The 22,438-nt window shown below is 73.5% G+C and carries 20 protein-coding genes and 1 pseudogene; 11 read left to right on the top strand and 10 right to left on the bottom strand.

Going from position 1 to position 22,438, the window contains the following annotated elements:
• Positions 1-100: 100 nt before the first annotated feature.
• From ACFV4G_RS01285 to ACFV4G_RS01275, 3 genes are all read right to left on the bottom strand, one after another.
• Positions 101-1,486 (bottom strand): ATP-binding protein, encoded by a 1,386-nt coding sequence (locus ACFV4G_RS01285; RefSeq protein ID WP_380435343.1) that lies wholly within the window; start codon positions 1,484-1,486, stop codon positions 101-103.
• Positions 1,486-2,184: a response regulator transcription factor gene (locus tag ACFV4G_RS01280; protein WP_380435342.1), complete on the bottom strand. Its 699-nt coding sequence runs from the start codon at positions 2,182-2,184 to the stop codon at positions 1,486-1,488. Before ACFV4G_RS01280 ends, ACFV4G_RS01285 begins: the two co-directional genes overlap by 1 nt.
• 128 nt (positions 2,185-2,312) lie before the next feature.
• On the bottom strand, positions 2,313-3,020 hold the full coding sequence (locus tag ACFV4G_RS01275) for a ribonuclease H (protein ID WP_380435448.1): 708 nt from the start codon (positions 3,018-3,020) through the stop codon (positions 2,313-2,315).
• Positions 3,021-3,142: 122 nt separating this feature from the next.
• On the opposite strand from ACFV4G_RS01275, the gene ACFV4G_RS01270 reads away from it, so the two are divergent.
• Positions 3,143-4,045: a hypothetical protein gene (locus ACFV4G_RS01270; RefSeq protein ID WP_380435341.1), complete on the top strand. Its 903-nt coding sequence runs from the start codon at positions 3,143-3,145 to the stop codon at positions 4,043-4,045.
• Positions 4,046-4,097: 52 nt separating this feature from the next.
• Positions 4,098-4,454 carry a hypothetical protein gene (locus tag ACFV4G_RS01265; RefSeq protein ID WP_380435340.1) on the top strand — a complete coding sequence of 119 codons (357 nt, stop codon included), beginning with the start codon at positions 4,098-4,100 and terminating at the stop codon, positions 4,452-4,454.
• Positions 4,455-4,468: 14 nt separating this feature from the next.
• On the opposite strand, the gene ACFV4G_RS01260 is transcribed toward ACFV4G_RS01265, so the two are convergent.
• A complete protein-coding gene (locus ACFV4G_RS01260) occupies positions 4,469-5,584 on the bottom strand; it encodes an FAD-dependent oxidoreductase (protein WP_380435339.1) in 1,116 nt (371 codons plus the stop codon).
• Between the two features lie 61 nt (positions 5,585-5,645).
• Here ACFV4G_RS01260 and ACFV4G_RS01255 point away from each other — a divergent pair, with 61 nt between their 5' ends.
• On the top strand, positions 5,646-6,098 hold the full coding sequence (locus tag ACFV4G_RS01255; protein WP_380435338.1) for a MarR family winged helix-turn-helix transcriptional regulator: 453 nt from the start codon (positions 5,646-5,648) through the stop codon (positions 6,096-6,098).
• A 163-nt stretch (positions 6,099-6,261) separates the two neighbouring features.
• A complete protein-coding gene (locus ACFV4G_RS01250; RefSeq protein WP_380435337.1) occupies positions 6,262-6,933 on the top strand; it encodes a VC0807 family protein in 672 nt (223 codons plus the stop codon).
• 180 nt (positions 6,934-7,113) lie between these two features.
• On the opposite strand, the gene ACFV4G_RS01245 is transcribed toward ACFV4G_RS01250, so the two are convergent.
• Complete coding sequence (locus tag ACFV4G_RS01245) at positions 7,114-10,368, bottom strand: cytochrome P450 (RefSeq protein ID WP_380435336.1); 3,255 nt, start codon at positions 10,366-10,368, stop codon at positions 7,114-7,116.
• A gap of 189 nt (positions 10,369-10,557) precedes the next feature.
• Between ACFV4G_RS01245 and ACFV4G_RS01240 the strand changes: the two genes are divergently transcribed.
• Entirely contained in the window at positions 10,558-11,211 is a 654-nt protein-coding gene (locus ACFV4G_RS01240; RefSeq protein WP_380435335.1) for a helix-turn-helix transcriptional regulator, read from the top strand.
• Positions 11,212-11,262: 51 nt separating this feature from the next.
• Here the strand turns inward: ACFV4G_RS01240 and ACFV4G_RS01235 are convergent, their stop codons facing one another.
• Entirely contained in the window at positions 11,263-12,168 is a 906-nt protein-coding gene (locus tag ACFV4G_RS01235; protein ID WP_380435334.1) for an alpha/beta hydrolase, read from the bottom strand.
• Positions 12,169-12,286: 118 nt separating this feature from the next.
• Between ACFV4G_RS01235 and ACFV4G_RS01230 the strand changes: the two genes are divergently transcribed.
• On the top strand, positions 12,287-13,321 hold the full coding sequence (locus ACFV4G_RS01230; RefSeq protein WP_380435333.1) for a PucR family transcriptional regulator: 1,035 nt from the start codon (positions 12,287-12,289) through the stop codon (positions 13,319-13,321).
• Positions 13,322-13,362: 41 nt separating this feature from the next.
• Here the strand turns inward: ACFV4G_RS01230 and ACFV4G_RS01225 are convergent, their stop codons facing one another.
• Positions 13,363-14,316, bottom strand: coding sequence for a helix-turn-helix domain-containing protein (locus ACFV4G_RS01225; RefSeq protein WP_380435332.1), 954 nt, complete (start codon positions 14,314-14,316; stop codon positions 13,363-13,365).
• A 103-nt stretch (positions 14,317-14,419) separates the two neighbouring features.
• On the opposite strand from ACFV4G_RS01225, the gene ACFV4G_RS01220 reads away from it, so the two are divergent.
• Together ACFV4G_RS01220 and ACFV4G_RS01215 are read left to right on the top strand one after the other, a co-directional pair.
• Positions 14,420-15,448: a saccharopine dehydrogenase family protein gene (locus ACFV4G_RS01220; RefSeq protein ID WP_380435331.1), complete on the top strand. Its 1,029-nt coding sequence runs from the start codon at positions 14,420-14,422 to the stop codon at positions 15,446-15,448.
• A gap of 61 nt (positions 15,449-15,509) precedes the next feature.
• Positions 15,510-16,091: a TetR/AcrR family transcriptional regulator gene (locus tag ACFV4G_RS01215; protein WP_380435330.1), complete on the top strand. Its 582-nt coding sequence runs from the start codon at positions 15,510-15,512 to the stop codon at positions 16,089-16,091.
• Between the two features lie 11 nt (positions 16,092-16,102).
• Here the strand turns inward: ACFV4G_RS01215 and ACFV4G_RS01210 are convergent, their stop codons facing one another.
• Positions 16,103-16,882 (bottom strand): class I SAM-dependent methyltransferase, encoded by a 780-nt coding sequence (locus tag ACFV4G_RS01210; protein WP_380435329.1) that lies wholly within the window; start codon positions 16,880-16,882, stop codon positions 16,103-16,105.
• Positions 16,883-16,995: 113 nt separating this feature from the next.
• On the opposite strand from ACFV4G_RS01210, the pseudogene ACFV4G_RS01205 reads away from it, so the two are divergent.
• Positions 16,996-17,253, top strand: a pseudogene (locus ACFV4G_RS01205) (transposase); the annotation flags it as partial.
• 326 nt (positions 17,254-17,579) lie between these two features.
• On the top strand, positions 17,580-18,017 hold the full coding sequence (locus ACFV4G_RS01200) for a hypothetical protein (RefSeq protein WP_380435328.1): 438 nt from the start codon (positions 17,580-17,582) through the stop codon (positions 18,015-18,017).
• 186 nt (positions 18,018-18,203) lie between these two features.
• Here ACFV4G_RS01200 and ACFV4G_RS01195 read toward each other — a convergent pair whose 3' ends face one another.
• Positions 18,204-18,389, bottom strand: a complete 186-nt coding sequence (locus tag ACFV4G_RS01195; protein WP_380435327.1) for a hypothetical protein — start codon at positions 18,387-18,389, stop codon at positions 18,204-18,206.
• 853 nt (positions 18,390-19,242) lie between these two features.
• Between ACFV4G_RS01195 and ACFV4G_RS01190 the strand changes: the two genes are divergently transcribed.
• Positions 19,243-20,586: a hypothetical protein gene (locus ACFV4G_RS01190; protein WP_380435326.1), complete on the top strand. Its 1,344-nt coding sequence runs from the start codon at positions 19,243-19,245 to the stop codon at positions 20,584-20,586.
• Positions 20,587-20,861: 275 nt separating this feature from the next.
• On the opposite strand, the gene ACFV4G_RS01185 is transcribed toward ACFV4G_RS01190, so the two are convergent.
• Positions 20,862-22,160 carry an Ig-like domain repeat protein gene (locus tag ACFV4G_RS01185; RefSeq protein WP_380435325.1) on the bottom strand — a complete coding sequence of 433 codons (1,299 nt, stop codon included), beginning with the start codon at positions 22,158-22,160 and terminating at the stop codon, positions 20,862-20,864.
• Between the last annotated feature and the right edge of the window lie 278 nt (positions 22,161-22,438).

The raw sequence follows: 22,438 nt of genomic DNA, 5'->3' as shown, positions 1-22,438 counted from the left end.
GGGTTCACCCCGCGGGGGGGGGGGGGGGGGGGGGGGCGCGGGGGTGGTTGTTCTGCGCCTACACCCCCCCCCCCCCCCCGCGCCCGTTCCGGAACCCGGCTCAGCGGCCCCGGGAGCACCCTTCCCGCGAGGGCCGCGGCACCTTCGCTCCGTACGGCTTCACCCCGTACGGCTTCACTCCGCACGGCGGCAGCTCGAAGCCGACCTCCGCCCCGCCCTCGGCGGACGTCCCCGCGAAGACCGTGCCCCCGTCGGCGGCGATGAGGTCGTGCACGATCGCGAGGCCCAGCCCCGATCCGGGCGCGGACTGCTGGCCCGCTCCCCGGTAGAAGCGGTCGAACACGGCGTCCCGCTCCCCCGGGTCGATCCCCGGCCCCCGGTCGCGCACGGCGAGCCGCCGCCCGTCGATCCGTACCTCGATCGGGCTGCCGTCCGGACTGAACTTGACGGCGTTGCCGATCAGGTTGTCGATGCAGCGCTGGACGGCCCGCGGCCGGGCCAGCACCGGCACGGGCTCCGGGCCGGCGGTGGTCACGGTGATCGCGCGCCCCGTCCGCTGCCGGTGACGCTGGGCGCTCTCCTCCGCCGTCTCGGCCAGGTCGACGGCCGCCGGCTCCTCCTCGGTGTGCGCGTCGGTGGCGAGTTCGACGAGCTCGCGGACGAGGTCGTCGAGGGCGACGGTCTCGGTCACCAGCGTGCCGAGGATCTGCTCCTCGTCCTTCGGGTCGAGCCGGCCCCGCGCCCGCTGCAGCAGCTCGGCGCAGCCCCGGACGGAGGTGAGCGGGGTGCGCAGTTCGTGGCTGGCGTCCTGGACGAGGCGCTGCTGCTGCTCGCGCGAGCGGCGCAGGGCGCCGACCATCGCCTCGAACGCGCGGGTCAGCCGGCCGACCTCGTCGCGCCCGGCGGGCGGGAGCGCGGTGGTGAGGTCGCGGGTGGTGGTGATGTGTTCGGCGGCGCGCGCCAGGCGGCGGACGGGGCCGAGGATGCGGCTGAGGATGAGCCAGCTGAGCAGCGCCGACAGGGCGGTGGCTGCGGCGGTGGTCCAGGTGATCCGGGCCAGGAACTCGTGGTCGACGCGCTCGACGTCCGCGTAGGCCTGCCCGACCATCAGCGCTCCGCCGCCCGGCCGGGCCTTGGTGAGGAGGCCGTACGACGTCCCGTCGACGGTGACGTCCTCCTCGCGGGTGCCCTGCCCGCTCCTGGCCACGTCCAGCGCGCCCGGCGGGACGGGCAGCGGCGCGCGGCCGGCCGTCAGCAACTCGACCGTCCCGTCGGCGAGGACGAGCTGTTCGGTGGTGTCGGGCCGCGGGTCCGGGCGGCGCGAGGCGTCGAGGATGACGGCGACGGCGTCGGCCCGGTCGTTGAGGCTGCGGTCGAACTGGTCGGCGACGAGGTCCCGGACGCCCCGGTAGGAAGCGGTGACGGACACCCCGATCGCGAACAGGGCGGCGGCGATGACGACGGCGGTGATCCGCGCGCGCAGCATCAGGCGGACCGCAGGGTGTAGCCGACGTTGCGGACGGTGTGGATCACCCGGGGCTCGCCGCCCTCCTCCGTCTTGCGGCGCAGGTAGCCGATGTAGACGTCCAGGGAGCGCGAGTCGGTGTCGAAGTCGTAGCCCCAGATGCGCTCGTAGATCTGCGGGCGGGTGAGCACCGACCCCTGGTTGCGCAGCAGGAGTTCGAGCAGGTCGAACTCGGTCTTGGTGAGGTCGAGCGGACGGTCCCCGCGCTGTGCCCGGCGGGCGGCGGCGTCGAGGGCGATCCCGTCGAAGAGCAGCGGGCCGGTCTCGTCGAGGGGTGCGGCGCGGCGCAGCAGGGCGCGTATGCGGGCGAGGAGTTCCTCGACGGCGAAGGGCTTGGCGAGGTAGTCGTCGGCGCCCGCGTCCAGCCCGGCGACGCGGTCGCCGAGCTGGTGGCGGGCGGTGAGGACGAGGACGGGCAGCCGGTCGCCGCGGCGGCGCAGCATGCGGCACAGGGCGAGGCCGTCGAGGCGGGGCATGACGACGTCCACCACCGCGAGGTCCGGGCGCCGCCGGTCGAGGAGTTCGAGGGCCTCCTGGCCGTCCGCGGTCGTCAGGACCTCGTAGCCCTCGAAGCGGAGCAGCTGGTCGAGGGTGTTGCGCACGCCCGGGTCGTCCTCGACGACGAGGACGGTGCGGCGGGCCGCGGTGGTGTCTGTCATGGTGTCATCTTCGCTGGTGGCGGGGGTGGTCCCGGGGTCCGGGTGGCCTGCCGCCAGCGTGCCCGTGGCACGTCGGACGTTCGTAAGGGAAACGGCAGAGGCGTGTAAGAAGTCCGCTCGGCGTGCCCTCAGGCGTGGGCCGCCGCGCACTCCGGGTGGCCCCAGCTGCTGCCGACCTTGGTGATCTTGTCGCCCTTGGCGTACGGGCGCGTGCAGGGGCAGGTGCCGGGGTAGCGGGCGGCGAGGGTCCGGGCGGTGCCCGAGGAGGAGGTCTTCTTGGCGGCGGTCTTCGTGGCCTTGGAGGCGGCCTTCGCCGGGCGCGCGGACGCCGCGACCGGGTCCGGCACCGGGAGGTCGGCGGCCGTGCCGGCGGCGCCCTGCTGGGTGCGGGCGGCGTCGCTGGCGGCCTTGTCGGCGATGGCGTTCAGCGGGTCGCCGTCCACCTGGTGGGCGGGGACGTACACGAAGGCGACGTCCCGGCCCGCGAGCAGCGCGTCGATCTCCTGGATCAGCTCGCGGTTGGCGACCGGCTTCCCGGCGGCCGTCTTCCAGCCGTTGCGCTTCCAGCCGACGAGCCACTTGGTGACCGCGTCCCGGGTGTAGGTGCTGTCGAGGCGCACCTCCAGCGGCGCGGCGGCGTCGGTCGAGGCGAGGAGCTCGCGCAGGGCCGTCAGCTCGCCGATGTTGTTGGTGCTGTGCCCGAGCGCGCCGGACTGCCAGCGCTGCGGCGCCCCGGCGGCGTCCGCGACGACGTACGCCCAGCCCGCCGGGCCGGGGTTCCCCTTGGCAGCTCCGTCACAGGCTGCGATGACTCGTTCGTGCATGCCTCCGATCATGCCAGGGTCGGGCGGGCCTCCCGACCACGCGTTCAGGTCGCGCATTTTGTGTGATCCCGGGCCCCGCCGGGGGTCTCCTGTTCGAGAAGACCGAAAACGCCTGCGCCCCGAAGGACCCGCCGATGACCGCTGCCGCCGCCCGTCCGTTCTCCCGAGGCTGGCTGCTCGCGTCCTGCGTGCCGACGCTGCTCGTGCTCGGCATGGCCTTCTCCGTCCCGCGGAGCCCGCAGCCCGCCGCGGCAGCGCCCGCGCCCGCGATGGCCGACGGAATGGCCGGGATGCCGGGGATGACCGGCACGGCACCGGCTCCGGCGGTCGCGCAGGCCGCCGCGCCCGCCCGCGGCCTCGCCTCGGAGCAGGACGGGTACCGGCTCGCGCTGGAGACCACCACGACGCCCGTCCGCTTCACGATCACCGGGCCCGACGGCGCGCCGGTCACCGACCTCACCGTCCACCAGACGAAGCGGCTGCACTTCTACGCGATCCGCACCGACCTCACCGGCTTCCAGCACCTCCACCCGGAGCAGGCCCCGGACGGCAGTTGGGCCGCCGACCTCGCGCCCCTCGCCCCGGGTACCTGGCGCCTGTACGCCGACTTCATCCCGAACACCGGCCCCCACAGCCCGGAGTACGTCCTCAGCCGCACCGTGACCGTCCCCGGCGAGGCCGCCCCCGTCCCGCTGCCCGCCCCCGCCGAGCGCACGACGGTGGACGGCTACACCGTCACGCTCCACGCCCAGCCCATGGCCGGGGCCTACCAGTTGACCGCGTCCTTCGAGAAGGACGGCCGCCCGGTCACCGACCTCCAGCCCTACCTGGACAGCTACGCCCACCTCAGCGCCTTCCACGAGGGCGACCAGGCCCTCGCCCACCTCCACCCCGCGAACGCCGTGACCGGCGACAACGGCGGCCCGGCGCTGACCTTCCAGGCCATGCTCCCCGAGCCGGGCGACTGGCGCGTCTTCCTCCAGTTCCAGACCGCGGGCCAGGTCCACACCGCCGAGCTCACCCTGCGGGTCGCTTAGCCGCGCCCGAATTCGGTCGAGCCGGGCCCCGTCGTCCGAGTAGTCTCGCCCCGTGGTGGATGACGAGCAGTACGTCCGGTACCGGGAAGACGCGAAGCTGCTGGCAGCGATCGGGGAGCGCGTCGGCGCCCAGGTCGGCCGGGTCACGGTGCGGCTGCCCGGGGCCGTGGCCAGGGCCGCGGTGGAGGCCTGGGAGCGCGACGAGACGGGTGACGTCGGCGAGGAGACCCGCGAGCAGTACGAGTTGCGGGCCCAGGCCGGTGACCTGGCGCTGATCGGCCTTGAGATCTCCGAGCGCGGCCGCCGGGAGGGTGAGGAGGTCGTCGTCGACCTGCTGGTCTCCTTGGCGGGAGCGTCCGTCCTGAGTCACATCGAGGCCGCGGGGCCGGCCTACCGGCCGCCGGAGTAACCGGGGGCGGCCTGCTACGAGAAGTCGCCGGCCTGGCGCCGGGTCGACCTCTCGACCGCCGCGAAACCGTGGTCGAGCATCTCCGCCTCGTACGCCCGCACGGCGTCGAGCAGCGGCACACCGGAGACGAGCCGCGACGCGAGCAGTCCGGCCTCGTGGATCGCGACTCCCGCGCTGACCCCCGCCGGGGCCATCGGGTGGGCCGCGTCGCCGACCAGCGTCACCGGCACCGTCGGCCACGGCGCCGGACGCTCGGCGACCAGGATGCTCGCGGGCACGACGTACCGGATGTCGCCGAGCCCGACCAGCGCGCGCAGGGACGGGTGCCAGTCGTCGATGGTCCGCTCGGCGAGTGCCAGCAGCTCGGCCGCGCCGAGCCCGTCGACGTCCGGCCCGTAGCGGGCGGCGGGCGCGACCATGCCCCACATGACGTAGTCCTCGCCCGCCGGGAGCCCGAAGTCGGCCGGGTCGCGCCGGAACTGCTGGGCGGCCAGGGCGAGGCGGCGGCCGTCCGCACCGACCACCCCGAGGAAGCCGTCGAGGGCCTGCCGCGGCGTCAGTGCCCGCACCTCGTCCGTCATCGGCGTGCGCCCGTAGATGAGCCGGCTGTCCTGCACGGCCACCGAGAAGTCCGGCAACAGCTGCCGCCGGACAGCGGAGTTGGCGCCGTCCGTGGCCACCAGCAGGTCGCCCTCGGCGGTGGAGCCGTCGGTCAGGTGGACGCGGACGCTGCCGTCGTCGAGCAGTTCGTAGCGGGAGAATCCGGCGCCGAAGCGGGTCGAGTCCGCGAGGTCCCGCAGCATGATCCGCCGCAGGGTGAGCCGGTCGACGGTGAGGCCCGCGGAGTCCGGCGGGATCGGGACCTCGGCGAAGTCCCGCAGGTCGGGTCCGGCCATGCTGACGCCACCCGTCGCCGCGCAGGCCGTGGCGACGGCCTGCGCATAGGCCTCGGCGGGCAGCCACGTGCGCAGCGCAGCGTCCCCGTCGCCACCGATGTGGATCCGGTAGCCCTGCGAGCGGGCGTCGATGGCGGCGTCCCGCTCGAAGAGCCGCACCTCGTGACCGTGCCGGCGGAGACCGTGGGCGAGGCACGGGCCCGCCAGGCCCGCACCGATGATCAGAACACGCATGCTGCGCCTCCGAGTTGAGATCGTCTCAGATGAGACCGTCTCGGACGGTAGCATCACCCCCATGGAACCTCAACCCTCCGCCCCGGCCGCCCTCGGACTGCTGATGTACCGCGCCCACCAGCTCGCCCGCGCCAGGGCCAACCAGTCGGCCCGGCCCAGCGGCATCGAGCTGCAGCACGCCGGCGTCCTCACCGCCGTCCGCGAGGGCGGGGCCCGCAGCCAGCGCGAGCTGGGCACGGCGCTCGGCATCGACAAGTCGACCCTGGTGCGGATCGTCGACGACCTGGAGAACCGCGGCCTGCTGCTCCGCCGGCGCACCCCGAACGACCGCCGCACGTACGAGATCCTGATCACCGAGGAGGGCGAGCGCCGCCTGGCGGAAGCGTCGGCGCTGTTCAGCGACGCGATGGCCGGCCTCCTGGAGGTCTTCACCCCCGAGCAGCAGCATCAACTGCACGAGCTGCTGGACCGGTTCGTCACCCAGAGCGACCGGCCGACGCCCAGCGCTCCTTGAGCACCCGGACGCGGCCCCGGGTTTCGCCGTCGTCCGGCACGGAAGTAGTTAGCTGTGCAGGTGACAGGCGGCAGTCGAGCCGGGCAGCGATCGCCGCGCGGAGGACGTCATGACCGGACACCCGCCACACGGAGGACGTCATGACCACACGCAACGAGCCGCGGTGACGACCCCCGGGGCGCCGCCGCGGCCGAGCGGCCGGCGCGTGCTGCTCGGTGTCGTCCGGGACATCGCGGTCCCGATCGCGCTGTACTACGGCCTGCGCGCCGCCGGCGTGAGCGTCTTCGTCGCGCTGCTGGCCGGCGCCTTCCTGCCGGCGCTCACCACGGCGGTGCAGTGGCTGCGCACCCGCAGCCTGGAGGGCATGGCGGGCTTCGTCGCCGGGACCATGCTGCTCGGCGTCGCGGCCGCGCTGATGAGCGGCAGCCCGCGGTTCCTGCTGGCCAAGGACGGCTGGCTGACCGGCGTGGCCGGGTTCTGGTTCCTGCTCTCGATCAGGGCCAGGCGCCCGCTGCTCTTCCACGGCGGCCGCCCCCTGCTGGAGGGGAGGTTCCGCTCCGACGGCACTTCCTGGGACGTGCTGTGGGAGCGCGAGCCGGCCTTCCGGCGGATCTGGCGGGTCTCGACGGCGATCTGGGGCGTGGCGATGCTGCTCGACGCCGCCGTGCGGGTCGTGATGGCCTACACCCTGCCGGTGGACCTGGTGCCCGGCCTCGGCGCGCTGCTCTGGCCGGTCACGCTGCTGCTGTTGCAGGTGGTGAACGGCGTCTACTACGAGGTGGCCGGGCTCTGGCGGCTGACCTCCGGTACGGCCGCGCGCGCGGCGGACGGCTGAGCAGTGTCCCCGCAGGAGGAGCCCCGGCCACTGACTCGCGTGTGAAGGTTCGGGAGCGGGAAGTCGACTCGGCCGACTTCCCGCTCCCGCACTCCGCGGCGCTCCCGAACTCCGCGGCGCTCCCGAACTCCGCGGCGCTCCCGAACTCCGCGGCGCTCCGGGCTCCGGGGCGCTCCGGGCTCAGCGTGCCGCGTACACGTCCTGGACGTAGCGGCCGGCGTCGATCAGGGACTGCAGCCAGGCCTCCGCCTGCTCCTCGTCGGCGCCGCCCGGCGTGTGGCTCCGGTAGAGGGCGCGGAAGGCTTCCCGGACGCCGGGGGCCATGCGGGCGCCGTCGCCGCACACGTAGACCTCGGCGCCGGCCGCGAGGAGCTGCCACACCTCGTCGGCCTCCGCCGCGATGCGGTCCTGGACGAAGCGCCGGCCGTCCTCGGGGGCCTCGCTGAAGGCCGGGCGCAGGCTGACGGCGCCGGCCCGTTCGGCGGTTTCCAGTTCGGTGCGGTGGAGGTAGTCGGCGTCGGGCAGGTCGCAGCCGAAGTAGAGCAGCGCCGGGGCGAGTCCGGCCCCGGCGGCCACGTCGCGGTGACGGTCGGCGACCGCGCCGCGGAACGGGGCGAGGCCCGTCCCGGCGGCGATCATGATGACCGGGGTGGCGCCGTGGCCGATCCGGAACGCCTCCCGGCAGGGCTGGACGCGGGCCAGGACGGTGTCCCCGACGGCGACGCGGGCGAGGTGGCCCGAGCCGGTGCCCCGGAAGGTGCCGCGGCCGGAGCGGGCCGGGGCGCTCAGCACGGAGACCATGAGGTCGACGTGGGCCGGGTCCTGGCCCGGGGACGAGGAGATCGAGTAGTGGCGCGGCCGGATCGGCGGGAGCAGCTCCAGCAGCACCGGCCAGGTGAGGGCCTCGCGCAGGGCCGGGTTGTCCTCGACGAGGTCGACGAGCGTGCGCGGGTCGTCGTCGGGCAGGGCGCGCAGCGCGGCGGCCTCGGGCGGGCACGGGTTGAGGCCGGCCAGCACCAGGCGCTGCTCGGCGGTCGGCCGGTCCTGCAACTCGACGTGGTGGGTGAGCAGTTCGCGCACGGTCAGCGGGCGGTCGACGGCGAGGCCGGTGCGCCGGTGGGCGACGATGGACAGCACGGTGTCGAGGTCCGCGCCGAGCACCTTGGCCGCGCGCTCGACCAGCGCCGGGTCGTTCTGCGGCAGCACGGTGAGGTGGTCGGCCGTGCGGTACTCGACGCCGTCCGGCAGGGCCAGCCGCACGAGGCGCTTGACCCGGGGGTAGGCGGGGTCGGTCAGCCCGGCGACCCCGGTGACGGTGAGCTCCGTCATCCCGTGCCGCGCGGCGAGGGCGTCCAGCGGGCCGCCGACGACCTCGGTCACGGTGAACGCGGCCTCCGGCAGCCCGGCGGCGGGGGCGTCCGCGTCGCCGTACTTCTCCAGCAGCAGGCCGCGCAGCGCCGTCGCGAAGGCCCGCACGCCGCCGGCGAGGTCGCCCGAGGCGTCGGCCTCGCCGGCGGGCAGCAGCCGGGTGCCGCCGAGGGCGGCGAGGCGCTCGTCGATGAGGGTGGGGATGCGCTGGTAGGTGGCGGCGTACGTGCGGTCGCCGATGCCGAGCACCGCGTACTCGACGCCGTCGGCGACCGCGCCCTCGGCCTCCTGGAGCCCGCGGACGAAGCGCGCCGCGTCGTCCGTCGGCTGCCCGTTGTACGAGGCGGCGGTGATCACCACGGGACGGCCGGCGGGCAGCCCGTCCGCGTAGGCGTCCAGCGGGGCGACCTCGGTCTCGCAGCCGAGCTCCCCCGCGGCCTCGGCCACCTGCCGGGTGAAGTCGCGCGAGGCGCCGTAGTTGGAACCGTGCAGGAACAGCACCGTCGTGCCCTGGCGGACGCGGCCGGGCAGTTCGGCGGCGCGCACCGGGGCCTGCGCCGCCGCCGGGGGCCTGGGCGTGCGCGGGGCGAGGGCGAGCGTGAACCCGTCCGGCTTGATGGTGAGCATCTGCTTGATCGTCAGCCGGTAGTCGGCGTGGTCGATCAGCCGGTAGCGGTGCACCAGCATGCCGAGCAGCATCGTGGCCTCGTGCAGCGCGAACTGCCGTCCGATGCAGGCGCGTTCGCCGGTGCCGAAGGGCTTGAAGGCGTGCGGGGAGCGGGCCTCCTCCAGCTCGGGGTCGAAGCGGGAGGGGTCGAACAGCTCGGGGTTGTCGCCCCAGGCCGGGTCGCGGTGCAGCATCGGCGTCGCCACCGTGACCGTCTCCCCGGCGCGCAGCGGGATCCGGCCCCCGATGACGGTGTCCTCGCGGGCCTCGCGGCTGAACGCGGGGGCCGTCGGCCACAGCCGCAGGGCCTCGTTGAGCACCTGGCGGGTGTAGCGCAGGCGCCCGACGTCCTCGTAGGACGGCTCGGGGTCGGCCTGGTCGCCCCACAGGGCGTCCACCTCGCGCTGGACCTCGCGCAGCACCGCCGGGTGCTTGGCGAGGTAGTACATCGCGAAGGACAGCGCGCCCGAGGTGGTCTCGTGGCCGGCGATCAGGAAGGTGATCACCTGGTTGCGGATGTTCTCGGCGTCCAGTCTGCTGCCGTCACCGGGGTGGACGGCGCCGAGCATCAGACCGAGCAGGTCCTCGGCCTCGGCGTCCTGTCCCCCGTCCCCGGTGGCACCGGCGGCACCGGCGGCCTCCACGCGAGCGGCTATCACCTCGTCCACCACCCGGGCGAGGTACGCGGCGTCCTCCCGAAACGCCGCGTCGCGCTCGGTGTGGTCGAGCTCGGGGTCGCGCGACAGCGCGGCCATCGCCCACTCCAGGCACTGCACCATCGCCTCGACGAACGGGTGCGGCTCGTCGCGCTCGAAGGAGCCGAAGTCGAAGCCGAAGCCGGCCAGGCCGATGGTGTCCAGGGTCATCCTGGTCATGTCGCCGGGCACGTCCACCGGCTGCCCGGCGGCCGTCGCACCGTCCCACGCCTCGATCAGGCGGCGCGCGACCCGGAGCATCACGGGGTGGTAGGTGCGCATCGAGCCGAGCGCGAAGGCGGGCATCAGGATGTCGTGCGCGCGGGCCCAGTTGGGCTCGTCGTTGTAGGCGGTGAACAGGCCGTCGCCGGTGAACTCGCGGACGTTCACCAGGCCCGGGCCCACGGACTTCGTGAAGCGCTCCTCGTCGGCCAGCTCCTCGACCAGGTCCAGGCCGCTGACCATCAGCAGGTCCCGCCCGTGCACGCGCTGGACGTAGGCCGGGCCGTGCTCCCGGATCAGCTCCATCACGCGCAGGGTCGGCGCGGCGATCGGCGGCAGCGCCGAGATGTCGACGAGCGGGACGGCCCCCGCGGCGGCCGAGGGGAGGTGCGCCACCGCGGCCTTCGGGGTCTCCGAGGGCCGGGCGGGCTCCGGGCGCTCGGCCCGGGGTGCGGGCAGGCTCTCGGGCAGGGTGTCGGTCATGCGTGATTCACCTTCCGTTTTCCGTGACACGGGTTTCGTGACGGGAGTCGGGCCGACGATCGGGGCGACGTCTTCCACTCTGCGCCCGGCACCCGCCGTACCGGGCGCCGCCGACTACATGATTGTGTAGTACCCGGTGGCACCCGACTCTTGCCCACGTGACGTCAGATCTGCTGAAGGAGGCAGCTCGTGTACCCCAGCGACAGCGCGATCGTCTGGCGCAACCGCACGCTGCGCCTGCTCGACCACGTGCCGGTGCCGATCGCCGTGTGCGAGTACGCGGGCCGGATCCTCATCGTCAACCGCGCGATGGCCGCCGAGTTCGGCCTGCTCACCGGGCAGCTGCACCACCGCAAGATCCTGGAGTTCTTCACCCTCCAGGGCAGCGCCGCCGAGACCCTCCCGGCACTCGCCGAGGCCGTCCACAAGCACCGGCGCTCCCAGTACAGCGTCGAGGTGTCGTGGACGGCCGGCGACGGCTCGGAGCGGCACGGCGTCATGGACGTCGCCCTCGTGAGCGACACCCCCGACCAGACGCCGAACCTGCTGCTCTCGCTGCGCGTCCTCGCCGACCTGCCCGCCGATCCGCCGCCCGAGGTGTCCGAGACCGCCGTGCCGCGCACCGAGGTGAGCCCGACGGAGGCCCGGATCCTGGCGGCCGCCGCGAGGGGCGCGACGACCGCCCAGATCGCCCGGGAAATCGGCCTCACGAGGGACGGCGTCAACTACCACCTGACCCGCCTCTCCCGCCGCTGGCACGTCCCCAACCGCACGGCGCTCGTCGCCCGCGCCTACGCGTACGGCGTCCTGGCGCCGGACGCGTGGCCGCCGGAGCCGGCCTGAACCCGCCCGAGCCCGCCGGAGCCCGTCTGAGCCCACGCTCGGAAACGGCCGCTACGCCAGCGCCCGCCGCAGCACCGCGCCGAGCTCGGCGATCTGCCGCTGCGACACCTCCGCCGACAGCAGCGCCTGCGAGCCGTGGAACGTCCCGGCCCACTGGTGCAGCTCGACCGGCACGCCCGCCCGGAGGAGGCGCAGCGCGTACTCGATGCCCTCGTCGCGGTTCGGGCAGAACTCCGCCGTGGCGAGGTGGACGGGCGGCAGGCCGCTCAGGTCCTCGGCGCGGGCCGGGGCCGCGTACGCGGTGGCGGGTGCGCCGCCCAGGTAGTGCCGCCAGGCCGCGGAGATCTTCTCGCGGGTCATCCACGGCGTGTCCGTGAAGGTGCGGGCCGACCAGCTCTCCTGCCGGTCGTCGACGCCGGGCTGGTTGAGCAGCTGGAAGTGGATCGCCGGCCCCTTCCGGTCGCGCGCCAGCAGGGAGACGGCGGCCGCGAGGGTGGCGCCGGCGCTGTGGCCGCCGATCGCGATGCGCTCGGGGTCGATGCCGAGTTCGGCCGCGTTCCCGGCGGCCCAGAGGAGGACGGCGTAGACGTCGTCCAGCGCCGCGGGGTACGGGTGCTCGGGCGCCAGGCGGTAGCCCACCGAGATGACCACGGCGCCGGAGTCGGCGGCGATCCGGGCGGCCCACGGGTGCTCGGTGTCCAGGCCCCCCATGACGAACCCGCCGCCGTGCAGCCAGATGACGGCGCCGCGCGCCTCCCGGGGCCGGTACACGCGCACCGGGACGCCGGGGCCCGTCTTCGGGTCGGCGGGCACCGTGCGGTCCTCGATCACCATGCCAGGGACGTCGGCGGCGGGGACGCCGCCGGCCAGCGCGGCCAGGCTCTCCCGGGCGGATGCCGGGTCGTTCAGGTCGAGGTCGGGGAAGAAGGGGACGAATGCTTCGAGTTCGGGATCCATGCCGACCATCGTCCCGGCCGCCGCCCGCCCGGTCCGCCGCCAACCGTCGTGCGTTCCGCCGGGATCACGCACCGATCGGCGCCCCCGCGCTCCCCCGCGCCCGCCTATCCTCGGGTCCATGGAGGCACTGGCGGTACGGATGTCGCAACTGGGCTCGGACGTCGAGGCCGCCGTGCGCGTCGTCATGTTCTACGACACCCTGATGCGCCGCCGCGTGGACCTGCCCGCCCTCGCCCGCGCCTCCGCGAACCTCGCCGAGTGCCCGGCCGGGATCCGCCTCACCGGCACCGGCCGGACGATCCGCATGACCCCCGACGGCCGCGAGGCGCCCGGGCCGCCCGCCGTCACCACGTCCGCGCTGATCACCCTGGACGAGGAGGAGATCGGCACCGTCTGGCTCGAACGCCCCACCCCCGCGGGCCTCCTGGACGAGCTCCTCCTCGACCGCCTCGCCATCGCCGTCGCCACCGCCGTCGAACGCTACGGCCCCGCCCGCACCACCATGGCCGACCCCGCGCTCGTCGAACTCGTCATCGGCGCCGACACCGACGAGGCCGCCCGCGCCCGGGCGCTGCGCCTGCTCGGCTTCGCCGCCGACCTGCCGGTGCGCGCCGTCGCCGTGCGCACGCCGCACCCCCTCGACCGGATCGGCACCCTCCTGTGCCCCGACCGGCCGGTGAAGGCGGCCCAACTCGCCGACGCGGGGGTCGTCCTGGCCACCACCGTCGACGCGTCCCGCCTCCCGCCCGACGTCCGCGCGGGCATCGGCGCCGCCGGGACACCGGCCCGGTCCTGGCGCGAGGCCCGCACCGCGCTGCGCTTCACCACCGCGCGTCAACCCGTCGTCCACCACGCCGATCTGGGCGCCGTGGCCCTCCTCGCCCACCTGCCGGAGGACGCCGTCCGGGCCGATCCCGACGTGGCCGCGATCGCCCGCATCGCGGCGAGCGACCCGGACGCCCTGGACACGCTGGACGCCTACTGCACCACCGGCTCCCTGCGCCGCGCCGCCGCCGTCCTCCACCTGCACCACACCAGCGTGGCGCGCCGCCTGGACCAGCTCGGCAAGGCGCTCGGCCTCGAACTCACCGAACCCGCGGGCCTGTTGCGCGCCGGCCTCGCGCTCACCGCGTGGCGGCTGCTCAGCGGCTGACGGCGTGGCGGCGGCTCAGCGACTGACCGCGTGGCGGCTTCTCAGCGACTGACCGCGGCGCGCAGTCGGAACGTCCGGCGGTAGGCGTCCGGCGGCACGCCCACCGTGCGGTTGAAGTGGCGGCGCAGCGTGGTGCCGGTGCCCATGCCGGTGGCGGCGGCGATGGCGTCGACGCTGTCCTCGGTGGTCTCCAGCAACTCCTGGGCGTGGCGGATCCGTTGGGTCAGCAGCCACTGGAGCGGGCTGGTGCCGGTGACGGACCGGAAGTGCCGTCCCAGGTGGCGCGAGCTCATGTTGGCCCGGCGGGCCAGGTCCTCGACGGTCAGCGGCTGGTCCAGCCGCTCGATCACCCACGGGAGGAGGTCGGCGAGCGGGTGGTTCCCGGGCGCGGGCACCGGGGTGGGCACGAACTGCGCCTGGCCGCCGTCCCGGTGGGGCGGCACGACGAGGAGGCGAGCGAGGGCGTTGGCGACGGACGAGCCGTGGTCGAGCCGGACGAGGTGCAGGCACAGGTCCATTGCGGCGGCCTTGCCGGCGGAGGTGAGCACGCTCCCGTTGTCGACGTAGAGGACGTCCGGGTCGACCTGCACCTCGGGGTAGCGCGCGGCCAGGACACGGGTGTGTGCCCAGTGCGTCGTCGCCCGCAGACCGTCCAGCAGCCCGGCGGCGGCGAGGACGAACGCGCCCGTGCAGAGGGAGACCACGCGCGCGCCGTTGTCGTGGGCCGCGCGCACGGCGTCGACGAGCTCCCGGGGCGGCTCCTCGTCGACGTCCGCCCAGCCCGGGACGACCACGGTGTCCGCGTACGGGAGCCGGTCGAGCCCGTGGTCTGGCTGGACGCGGAACCGCCCGACCTGCACGGCCCCCGGCCCGCAGAGCTCCAGGCGGTACCAGGAATCGGCCCGCCCGCTCATGTCGGCCCCGAAGACTTCGCAGGCCAGCCCCAGTTCGAAGTGCAGCATGCCGTCCGTGACGGCCAGCGCGACGGTCCCCATGTCCGGAAGTGTACGGGTCCTGTCGTTCCGGACACTGTCGGGGGGTGTCCGCCCCCGGCAGGATGAACGCGTCGGATCAAGGAACGAGCACGGGGGAACCCCAATGTCGAACACCACCGTCACCGTCTACGGCGCCTACGGCCACACCGGCCGCTTCGTCGTCGCCCACCTGCGCGAGCGCGGCTTCACCCCCGTCCTCTCCGGCCGCGACGCCGCCAAGCTGCACGCCCTGGCCGACGGGACCGGCCTCGACGTCCGCCCGGCCTCCGTCGACGACCCGGCCGCCCTCGACGCCGCCCTGGTCGGCGCCGCCGCCGTCATCAACTGCGCCGGCCCGTTCGCCTCGACCACCGCCCCCGTCATCGAGGCCGCCCTGCGCGCCGGGATCCCGTACGTCGACGTGGCCGCCGAACTGGAGGCCAACCTCGACACGTTCGCCGACTTCGCCGACCGCGCCCGCACCGCCGGCGCCACCGTCCTGCCCGCGATGGCCTTCTACGGCGGCCTCGGCGACCTCCTCGCCACCGCGGCCATGGCCGACTGGACCGAGGCCGACGAGGCCCACGTCGCCTACGCCCTCAGCAGCTGGCACCCCACCGCCGGCACCCGCCTCTCCAGCGCCGTCTCCCGCGAGCGGCGCGGCAGCGGCGGCCGGCTCGTCTACACGAAGGGCGCCGTCGAGCGCCGCCACGACGCCCCGGCGACCACCGACTGGACCTTCCCCGACCCGACCGGCACGCGCGCCGTCGTCGCCGAGTTCACGATGGCCGACGTCATCACGATCCCGAGCCACCTGCGGATCCCCGAGGTCCGCACCTACATGACGGTCGAGGCCGCAACGCAGGTCGTCGCCCCCGACACCCCCGCCCCGGCCCCCGTCGACCCGGACGGCCGCTCGGCGCAGACCTTCGTCGTCGACGTCGTGGTCCGCAAGGGCACCGCCGAGCGCCGCGCCGTCGCCACCGGCCGGGACATCTACGCCGTGACGGCCCCGCTCGCGGTGGAGGCGGTCGCCCGGCTCCTGAACGGCGAGGCCCGCACCACCGGCGTGGCCTCGGCCGGCGAGCTCTTCGACGCCCCGGCGTTCCTGCGCGCCCTGGCCCCGCACATCACGGTCGACCTGGCGGTCTGAGGGCTCGGGAGCGGCTGCGCTCTGCCCACGACAGAATGTCTAGCATTGCTACAATGGCGACATGTCCGCCATCAGCGAGCGCCGCGAGCGCGAGCGCGCCCAGCGCCACCAACTGATCATCACGGCCGCGCGCGAGCTCGCCGAGACCGAGGGCTGGGAGGCCGTGACGACACGGCGGCTGGCCGAACGCGTCGAGTACAGCCAGCCGGTGCTGTACAGCCACTTCAACGGCAAGGACGCGATCGTCGGCGCCGTCGCCCTGGACGCGTTCGCCGAACTCGCCGCCCACCTGCACCGCGCCCGGCAGGACGCCGCCGCCGGGCCCGAGCAGGCCCTGCGCGCCGTCGGCGGCGCCTACCTGGACTTCTCGGTCCAGCGGCCCGCCCTCTACCAGGCGATGTTCATCCTGCCCACCGACCTGAAGTTCGCGAGCGCCGAGACGCCGGCCCCGATGCGGGCCTGCTTCGAGGAGTTCGTCGCCTGCTTCCCGCCGGAGAACGAGCGCCGCGAGCTGTTCGCCGAGGTCGCCTGGAGCGCGCTGCACGGCATGGCTGTCCTCTCGGAGAGCGGCCGAATCCCGTCCGGCTGGCAGGACGAGCGCCTCGACCTCCTCGTGACCCGGTTCGCGGGGACGGCACCGTAGAGGCCTCGGGGTCACACCCGCCGCAGGCGCAGCACCCCGGTCAGCATGGGCAGGGTGAACTCGCCCTCGGCGGTCTCCGGCCGACCGGCGAGGAAGGCGCGGATCCGGCCCAGCGCCGCCTCCCGCTCCCCCTCCGGCATGACGAGCACCCCGGCGCGCGTCGCGAGAGTCTCGACCAGCGAGCCGGCGGTCCGGCGCTGCCCGTGCGCGAACTCGGCCTGCTCCGGCGAGCCGAAGCAGGCGGCCCCGCCGTTCTTCGGAAGGTGCAGCCCGGCCGTCACGGCGCGCCAGCTGTCGGGGGTGTCCCGGGGGCCGACCGCCGCACTCCCGGCAACCTGCGCGAGCCCGGCCACCCACGCGACCCGGTCGTCCAGGAGGTTCCACAGGCCGGCCAGAACGCCGCCCGGCGCGAGGACCCGGGAGATCTCAGGACCCGCGACGGCCATGTCGAACCAGTGCATCGCGTTGCCCGCGACCACGGCGTCCACGGCACCGTCCGACAACGGGATCGCCTCGGCGCTGCCCGCCAGGCCCCGGACGTCCGGCAGCGCGCGGCGCAGCTCGGCCAGCATCCCCGGATCCGGCTCGACCGCCGTGACATCGGCGCCCAGCGCCACCAGCGCGCCCGTCAGCTTGCCCGTCCCGGCCCCGAGGTCCAGCACGCGCAGGCCAGGCGCGAGCTCCAGCGCCCAACCCACCGCGGCCTGCGCGTAGTCCGGACGGTGCTCGGCGTACGCGACCGCGGCGGCGCCGAACGACGAGGCATGACGTGACTGTTCGTCAGGATCCATGCGGTCACGCTAGCCTCGCGACCGACGGAAGGACACCCCTGCACATCACGGTGGAGCAGCCCACGGCAGCCCCCTGAACGACGCGCATGCAGATGATAGATGCGAGAACAACCGGTATGAAGCGGTACACCGCCGAGCACGACTGGCTCACCGTTTTCCAGCTGCCCTCGTATGCACCGGACCTCAACCCGGTCGAAGGCCTCTGGTCGCTTCTGCGACGCGGCCCGATGGCGAACACCGCCTTCACCGACGCCGATCACCTCGCCCACACCCTCCGCCGCGGGCTCCGACATATCCAGCTCCGGTCCACCCGCATCGAGGGATGTCTGACGGGCACCGGCCTGTCACTCACCTCACCGACCCCACCTTGAAAACCTCAGTAGACAGCCCGGATCTGCTGCTCTGGTCGGCTCCGGATCGGGGACGGCGGCCACGGGGAGACCGGTAGCTGTGTTGCGTGCTGCCCGTCCGGTCGCGCCCCCGACAGGATGCGTCAGGGCGGGCGCCGCTGTGTTCGATGCGGGGCGCCTGGGAGCGTCGGAACGGAAGCCGACAGCCGTGTCGGGGCCGATGGTGAGTCGGGGCTGGTCGGCGGTCGTCGGCTGATAATCCGTTTGGACGGGCGCCGGGTGGGTGCTACCAATTCCAGGTGACTGTGTTCGTGTGTGCGGCCTGCGATCGTCCGATAGCGGGGCCATTGACCAAGCTGCCTGAGGTGCCCGCGCGTCCGATGGATCAAGGGTTTCCCAAGGCAGACGGATCACGTCGAGCTACTCCCACCCTGCGGCTCGGCTTCTTCGCTCTGGAACCCGAGCCGTGGGGCGCCCCGCTCGTGCCCTCCGACGAGTGTCGAGAGGTCTTCGGCGGCGGGCCCTGCCTCGGCGACCCGGACAGCGACGGGTTCCTGGTGTCCGCAGGCCCCCGGAACACCGTGGTCCTGCACCCGGAGGATGCACCGGGGCTCCAGCCGCATCCTGACTGGAAGCACTCCGGGGGGTGCTGCGGCCTCAACGGCCAAAGCGGTATGAACCAACTGTGCCCCTGCGGTGTGGAGGTGGGCACGCTGATCAGCGAGTGCAACACTGCCTATGAGCTGCACCTGGACCCTGGCCGGGTGCGCTCGACCACAGACTGAGCCGACGAGCTGCTGCCCGGTGACTGCCGCCCTGGCCTTGGTGCTCGGGCAGTCGGCGTGCCTTCGTCAGCCGGTCACCTGGGCCACCAGAGGCTTGTTGTCGGATCCGCTTGCGTGTTCTCCCCGCGTGCCGACCCGGAGACGGGCCGGTCCCGTTGATCCATGCGGGTTGTCGGGAGCTTGTCTTCAGGTGGCAGCCACGGCGGCCTGGCGCTTGGCGGTGGTGCCGGCCAGGCGGAACGACTGGGTTCCGGTCGCGATGATGTGGGCCTCGAAGGTGAGCCGGTCGACGATCGCCCGGCAGAGCCGCTCGTCGGTGAAGATGACCAGCCCCGCCGGCTGCGTGTCGCTCGCACCAGAATCGCACTTCACCGACGCTGCTCCCCGCACCCGCGGGGCTGATCCCACGATCCGGTCGACGCCGGGGCACTTACTGCCCGATGGCGCGGGCGCGGCCTGGTCCGTCCGCCAGCCGACCAAGCACCGCGGCCACCAGACCGGGCGCGGCGGCGGCGAGGGCGTTGTGGCGCGCCTCCTGGCAGGCCTCGGCGATTCAGGCACCTTGGCAGCGAAGGGTGATCTCGAAGGCGTCGAGCGCCCGTTGTGCCGGCGACGGGGCCAGCGCCCGCGAGCAAGCCGGCGGTGCTGACCGGAGTCCGTTCGTCGGCACCCGAAGGCATCGCGGGCGTACAACCCAGGTTCGTCGGCGCGCCGTCATGCTGTAGCACATCGTCGGACGAGGTCGTTTCGGCGCACGACCAATGCCTCGCGCCGTGTGAGTGCACCAAGTGCTTTTCGTGCGACCAACACTCCATCGTTCTATAGGCATCGGCCTGTCAGTGGCCTGCTTCCCGGTGCATTCTGTGTCGTCCGGGGCATTGGGGGCGAGAACATCTCGCGTGGAGAGAGGCTGGGGTGGTCCATGCGTCACGCGTTGGTCGAGTGGGGCATCGAGCAGACACGGAAGCGGTGCGCCAGCGACCTGGGTGGATCGCGGCCAAGGACGGGCAGTGGAGTTGAGGCCAGCGCGCCGTTGTTGCGCACGATGGGAGTGCTGTGCCCGTCGGACGCCGCGGAGTACTGGAATGTCGATACCGACTATCCGGCGCTCCCGACTTCCCGCACAAGAAGTCGCCCTGTCTCAACCGTGGCGGCACTTGTCTCGGGGCACTCAGGACAAGGTTTCGACCATGTGCGCGAGCCGGGTCAGAACGTGGGGTTCTTCATGGAGAACCAGGCCGTCTGGTCGCGGAAACGGGGCTTGTTGACGGAACTACCACCCCCGGATGCTTTCAGCGAGGCGTTCCACACGTCCGCAGCTGGGGCGCTGTCGGTCGGGAGACCACTGTTGCAACCGGCCATGCTGTTCGGCTGGGTTCTGCCGGCTCTCGTCATGGCCGACTCCGGGGCGCTGACCGACGCGGAGGCTCGCGACTGGTGCGCGGCCGACATCCTGACCATCATGGACTACCGGTCCATGGGGGCGGATTCCGGGACGCGCCGTGCCCTGCTGGATGCCGCGAGGGCGATGAGCAGCGACGGTCGGTTGCGTCTCAACCAGCAGTGGCTCGACTACGCGGATGTCGTCGTGTGCCGGGCCGGGCAGCGAGGTCTCGCGGGTCGTCGCGAGGCGTTGAGGCAGGGAACAGTCCCACTCTTCGACACCGGCACGCTCAGCGATGTGGAGCTGGAGCGATGGGCCATGATCGATATGGGTCTGCCGAACTGGCTCCGGCGCCGATTCGTGTCCCGCGAAGGCATGGGGCTCGTCGCCCTTCCGCGCATCACCAATGACATGAGCGACCTCATGACGGACGTGTTGCGGGGCGAGCCGGGGAATGTCTTCCGGCTCCGCCGTGAACTGCGCAGCTGGTTCGCGCACTACAGCGCTTGGCTGTGCGGGCGTTGGCGGGCCATCCGGGAAGGAGACTGCGAACCTGCCGAACTGGCTGCGGCCGTGACCCTGCCGTACACCTTCCTGGGCAGACGGTCCCGAACCTGGTCCAAGGTGGCCGCGGCGGCTGCCCTGAACTCCCGGGATACGTCATCGGATTGCCCCTGGTGCCACACCTTTGAAGCGTGCGTGTCCGGCCTTCACACGCCGCACTCGGTCCGACGCGCAGAACGCGGCGTCCGTGGGGGCGCCGAGCACATGGCGGCGCATGCGGTGTCGTGTGCGCAAGAGCTGGTCACCGACTGTGGCGGCACAGTGCCGGGGCCCGTTTGGTCCGCGATTCACAGACGGGTTGAGCACCACCTTGCCGACGCTCCGATGGCCAGGGGCCAAACCGCCGAGTTCTACCTCTCCTTCAGCAGGTTGTACGGGTTGTTGGCCGTGCCGTTCCTGCTGATCGAGGGCGGCCATCTCGGGCCGGACACCATCAATCTCATGGAGCTCGTGGGTCATGAGTACCTGCGGTACGAGACGGCCAGCCCGACCGAACTGGCAACCGCGGTGTACTACGCGATGGTCGCCTGCCACCCTCATCCGACGCTGAGCCTCGGAACCACCGAAGTAGGGCTGCTCTACGGTGAGCCGCTGACCGTAGGTCACGTCCCGTGCTGGTAGACGCCTGCCTCCCTGCCCTTGAAAGTGGAGCCGGACAGGTCGAGCTCGACCGCCGGGTCGGCGAGCGGTACTCCGGGGCGTCCATCGCGATCCGCGGCTGAACCGCTGGCTTCTCGAATTCCACGTACCGTCGGGGCCGGCTTCGGGCGCGATGGTGGCGGAGCCCGCGATTCGTCCTCGCGAGCCCCGCCTGCTATCACGCTGTTACCTGCACCGGCAGCACTGCTTGTTGCGGTTGATGAGGGCGTGCCCTCGGTGTCGCTGCGGCCTTCTGATCAGGGGTTCACCGTCACGGTGATGGTCTCGGGGCTGGCACCGTTGTCCTGGTACACCGAGTCGCCGCTGTAGACGGCGGTGATGGTGTGGGTGCCCGCGGTGCGGAAGGCGGTGACCGTCCCGGCGGCGGCGCACCTGCCGAGGGGGAGGAACAGTTGTCCCGTGCCGAGGGTCGTCCCGGTGGTGGTGTCGGTGAACGTGACGGTTCCGGTGGGCCTGGTCGTGGAGCCCCCGCTGGGGCAGACGATGTCGCTCAGCACGACCGGCGAGCCGATCCGGGTGAGCCCGGGCATCGCGGTCATGGTCGTGGTGACCGGCTTCCCCACGGTGTAGCTGATGATCACCTGGCCGTTGTGGTTCGCCGTCCCGACCGTCGAGGCCGCATAGGACGTCCCGGTGCCCGACGGGGTCGCGAAGCTGCTCCCGCCACCGCCACCGCCGCCGCTTGCCTTGGTGCCGGTTCTGTTGACGGCACCGCTGCCGCCGCCCCCACCGGCGAAGTACCCGCCGCCCCCGCCCCCGCCCGCACCGGTGACAGTGGCGGCGCAGCCGCCGTCGATCGCTCCGCCGGTGCCGCCGCTGCCGACCGTGGTACCGGCGAACCCGCTGCCCGATGTACCCGGCGTGGCGCTACAGAACGCGACCGCGCCGGCCGCACCGCCCACACCACCCGTAGACGTGCTGGTCCTGCCGCCGTCCCCACCCTGCCCTGCCGCGGCCCCAGGGCCGGTGGCGCTTCCCGCGGTACCGGCGGTGGCATCGGGCGTCGTCCCGCCGTTGCCCCCGTTGCCGCCCGTCAGGTCGCCTCCGGTACCCCCGGCGGCACCGCCGCCCCCGGCGACCACCAGGAAGGAGCCCGCGCTGACGCTGGAGGCCCCGCCCCCACCCGGCCCTTCCGCCCGGAAACCCGTGGCCAAAATGCCCCCACCCGGAGCGCCGCCGTTGAACCCGCCGGCACCCCCCGTACCCGTGCCGTTGCAGCCCTTGCCGCCCGTGCCGCCGACGTTGACGGTGACCGTCGTCGGGGCGGTGGTCTGCGGGAGAGTGGTGACGACCCGCACTCCCGTCCCGCCCGTGCCCGTGACGGAACAGGAGGTGCCGGTGCTGTCGGCGCCGCCCGCGCCGTCGGCGGTGATCGTGACCACCGCCTGGGCCGGGATGGTGAGGCTCTGCGCGGCGCCGGTGAAGCCGAAGGTGAACACCGGGTCGGCGCCTCGGGTCCGCACCGGGGTGGTGGCCGGCGCGGACCCCGTTGCCGCGGCGGCCACGGGGATCACCCCGGTACCGGCCAGCACCACGCACACTCCTCCCACGACCCCGGCCCGCCACCACCGCGCACGAGCGTGGACGCCTGCCTCTCCTCCGGCGACGGGATGTCCTGGGGCGTGGTGTCTGATCACTGGCGTCTCCCGATGTGATGGGCTGGAGGTGAGGCTTCGGGGTACTGGATCACGCGACCCAGGCAGCGGTACTGTCCCTGGTCCGGAGCGCGGTCAACAGGCACAGCGTGACGACCGGACGGCCCTCGTGCCCCGATTGCTCCGACAGCGGCATGCCACACACCATCACACCGAGA

Source organism: Kitasatospora sp. NPDC059747 (assembly GCF_042732955.1).
Classification (GTDB): domain Bacteria; phylum Actinomycetota; class Actinomycetes; order Streptomycetales; family Streptomycetaceae; genus Kitasatospora.
Note: the sequence above shows the minus strand (reverse complement) of the source record. Positions and strands in the feature narration are given on the sequence as shown.

Coding starts and splice junctions, on each gene's coding strand:
- ACFV4G_RS01215 (WP_380435330.1), top strand. CDS start 15,510: ATGTCCGCCATCAGCGAGCGCCGCGAGCGCGAGCGCGCCCAGCGCCAC.
- ACFV4G_RS01275 (WP_380435448.1), bottom strand. CDS start 3,020: ATGATCGGAGGCATGCACGAACGAGTCATCGCAGCCTGTGACGGAGCT.
- ACFV4G_RS01280 (WP_380435342.1), bottom strand. CDS start 2,184: ATGACAGACACCACCGCGGCCCGCCGCACCGTCCTCGTCGTCGAGGAC.
- ACFV4G_RS01230 (WP_380435333.1), top strand. CDS start 12,287: ATGGAGGCACTGGCGGTACGGATGTCGCAACTGGGCTCGGACGTCGAG.
- ACFV4G_RS01245 (WP_380435336.1), bottom strand. CDS start 10,368: ATGACCGACACCCTGCCCGAGAGCCTGCCCGCACCCCGGGCCGAGCGC.
- ACFV4G_RS01255 (WP_380435338.1), top strand. CDS start 5,646: ATGGAACCTCAACCCTCCGCCCCGGCCGCCCTCGGACTGCTGATGTAC.
- ACFV4G_RS01190 (WP_380435326.1), top strand. CDS start 19,243: ATGGAGAACCAGGCCGTCTGGTCGCGGAAACGGGGCTTGTTGACGGAA.
- ACFV4G_RS01220 (WP_380435331.1), top strand. CDS start 14,420: ATGTCGAACACCACCGTCACCGTCTACGGCGCCTACGGCCACACCGGC.
- ACFV4G_RS01235 (WP_380435334.1), bottom strand. CDS start 12,168: ATGGATCCCGAACTCGAAGCATTCGTCCCCTTCTTCCCCGACCTCGAC.
- ACFV4G_RS01285 (WP_380435343.1), bottom strand. CDS start 1,486: ATGCTGCGCGCGCGGATCACCGCCGTCGTCATCGCCGCCGCCCTGTTC.
- ACFV4G_RS01210 (WP_380435329.1), bottom strand. CDS start 16,882: ATGGATCCTGACGAACAGTCACGTCATGCCTCGTCGTTCGGCGCCGCC.
- ACFV4G_RS01260 (WP_380435339.1), bottom strand. CDS start 5,584: ATGCGTGTTCTGATCATCGGTGCGGGCCTGGCGGGCCCGTGCCTCGCC.
- ACFV4G_RS01270 (WP_380435341.1), top strand. CDS start 3,143: ATGACCGCTGCCGCCGCCCGTCCGTTCTCCCGAGGCTGGCTGCTCGCG.
- ACFV4G_RS01225 (WP_380435332.1), bottom strand. CDS start 14,316: ATGGGGACCGTCGCGCTGGCCGTCACGGACGGCATGCTGCACTTCGAA.